The following is a 1,681-nucleotide window of genomic DNA, read 5'->3' as shown; positions in this document are numbered from 1 at the left end:
CCTGTGAAAAAAATCAATCCAAAAGTTCAATTGACGTCAAAATCAGCCAAAAATAACCAAAAAAGCAAAAAAGATTTTCACCTATTGATGATTATCTATTTTTAGAGGCAATATATACTTATTAATCAAATAGTTATATTATTTTTTTAATGTAAAAAGATTTTCATATCGATTTTTCATATTAAAGAGGCATTAAGCTGTATCTTATTTAGTTTTGGAGTGTTCTTTTTCAGCTTCTATTTGACGCTTTAAATGCAATTTTAAAAGAGGTAAAATAAGCTCGACTTCTTCCGTGTCGTTGATGTCTTGAACAAGCTCTTGCAGTTTTCCATAAAGTTCCGCCGCGAGTTCCGCTATATCTTCAGGGGGGATCTTTATATTTGCATCGCGATGGGTTGTATAAGCTATGCGACCAAGCTTTTTCATGAGTCCAGTGGGAATAGTGGGTGCTTTAAAACCTGCTGCTTTCGCTTTTGCCATATCACTAAACATTTCGCCTTCACCAGTGACAAGCCAGTCTAAGGATATTCCACAGCGATCTTTATATATTCGCATTATAGATGCAGGAGGCTCTCGTAAACCCGTTTCATAATTGCGCATAGTCGTTTCGGGAATATCAAAATATTTAGCAAATTGTTTGCGCTCTGTAAAACCAAAGGTGTGTCGTATTTCACGCAATCGTTTTGCCAGTTCTGTTGTAGGTTCTTTTTCAGGGCGTGCCAAAAATGCTCCTTATTTATATTGAGTCTCGTTTTAAATTACAGGATTTTAAAAAGAGATTCCCCATTCATCTTAGAGAGGCATTAAGCCGTATTTTGTGTAGTTTCTAGATGTACTCTTTCAGCTTCTATTTGACGCTTTAAATGAATTTTAAGAAGAGGGAAAGTCGCTTCGACCTCTTCCATGTCGTTGATGTCTTGAACAAGCTCTTGCAACTTTATACAAAGCTCTGCCGCTAATTCCGCTATATCTTCAGGGGGGAGTTTTATATTTGCATCGCGATAAGTTGTATAAGCTATGCGACCAAGCTTTTTCATGAGACCAGTAGGGATAGTTTGTGGTTTAAAACCAGCTGCTTTCGCCTTTTCCATGTCTGTAAACATTTCGCCTTCTCCAGTGAGAAGCCAATGAAAGTCTACGCCATAAATTTTGTGATAGGCAATTACGATAGATGCTGGTGGCTCATTTATACCAAGCTCATAATTTGCAAGCGTATTTTTTGCCAAATTAAGAGATTTGGCAAAAGCACCGCGTTCTTCGTTTCCGAGGATTCGTCTTATTTCACGTAGGCGTTTTGCCAATGGTGTTTTAGGTTCTGTTTCTAAACGTGCCAAAAAAATACCCATTAAGACCATTTTATGGGTTGACAAACCCGTAAAATGGTTTTAACTGTTATTACCGCCCGATATAGAGGGCAGATATTTTACAATTAACCCCACAAAAAACGGATGTGGGAGCATCCGTTTGAAGCAGGAGCGAAGTTTATGACTATCACACAAGTATGGGATCGCCATAGTATTTTAGCCGAGCTACGCCGCCGTAACATGACCTTGGCGGAGCTCGCGAAAGCTTATCAACTATCGTCATCCAGTGTTCAACACATTTGGACACGGTCTAACGAGAAAGCCGAACGCGCTATTGCCGATTTTATCGGTTTGCCCGTCGAGCAGGTTTTTAGCGA

At 39.1% G+C, this 1,681-nt stretch carries 3 protein-coding genes; 1 reads left to right on the top strand and 2 read right to left on the bottom strand.

Annotation, left to right across the window (positions count from 1 at the left end; genetic code table 11):
• Window positions 1-204: 204 nt before the first annotated feature.
• Window positions 205-723 (bottom strand): helix-turn-helix domain-containing protein, encoded by a 519-nt coding sequence (locus ACFINZ_RS09475; RefSeq protein WP_375633914.1) that lies wholly within the window; start codon window positions 721-723, stop codon window positions 205-207.
• A gap of 80 nt (window positions 724-803) precedes the next feature.
• On the bottom strand, window positions 804-1,334 hold the full coding sequence (locus ACFINZ_RS09470) for a helix-turn-helix transcriptional regulator (RefSeq protein ID WP_375701396.1): 531 nt from the start codon (window positions 1,332-1,334) through the stop codon (window positions 804-806).
• A 150-nt stretch (window positions 1,335-1,484) separates the two neighbouring features.
• Here ACFINZ_RS09470 and ACFINZ_RS09465 point away from each other — a divergent pair.
• Window positions 1,485-1,681 (top strand): helix-turn-helix domain-containing protein (locus ACFINZ_RS09465; RefSeq protein WP_375701395.1); only part of this gene is annotated, 197 nt, incomplete at its 3' end.

Source organism: Bartonella sp. AA81SXKL (assembly GCF_042196945.1).
GTDB lineage: Bacteria > Pseudomonadota > Alphaproteobacteria > Rhizobiales > Rhizobiaceae > Bartonella.
The sequence above is the reverse complement of the archived record's forward strand: the minus strand, read 5'-3'. Positions and strand labels throughout refer to the sequence as shown.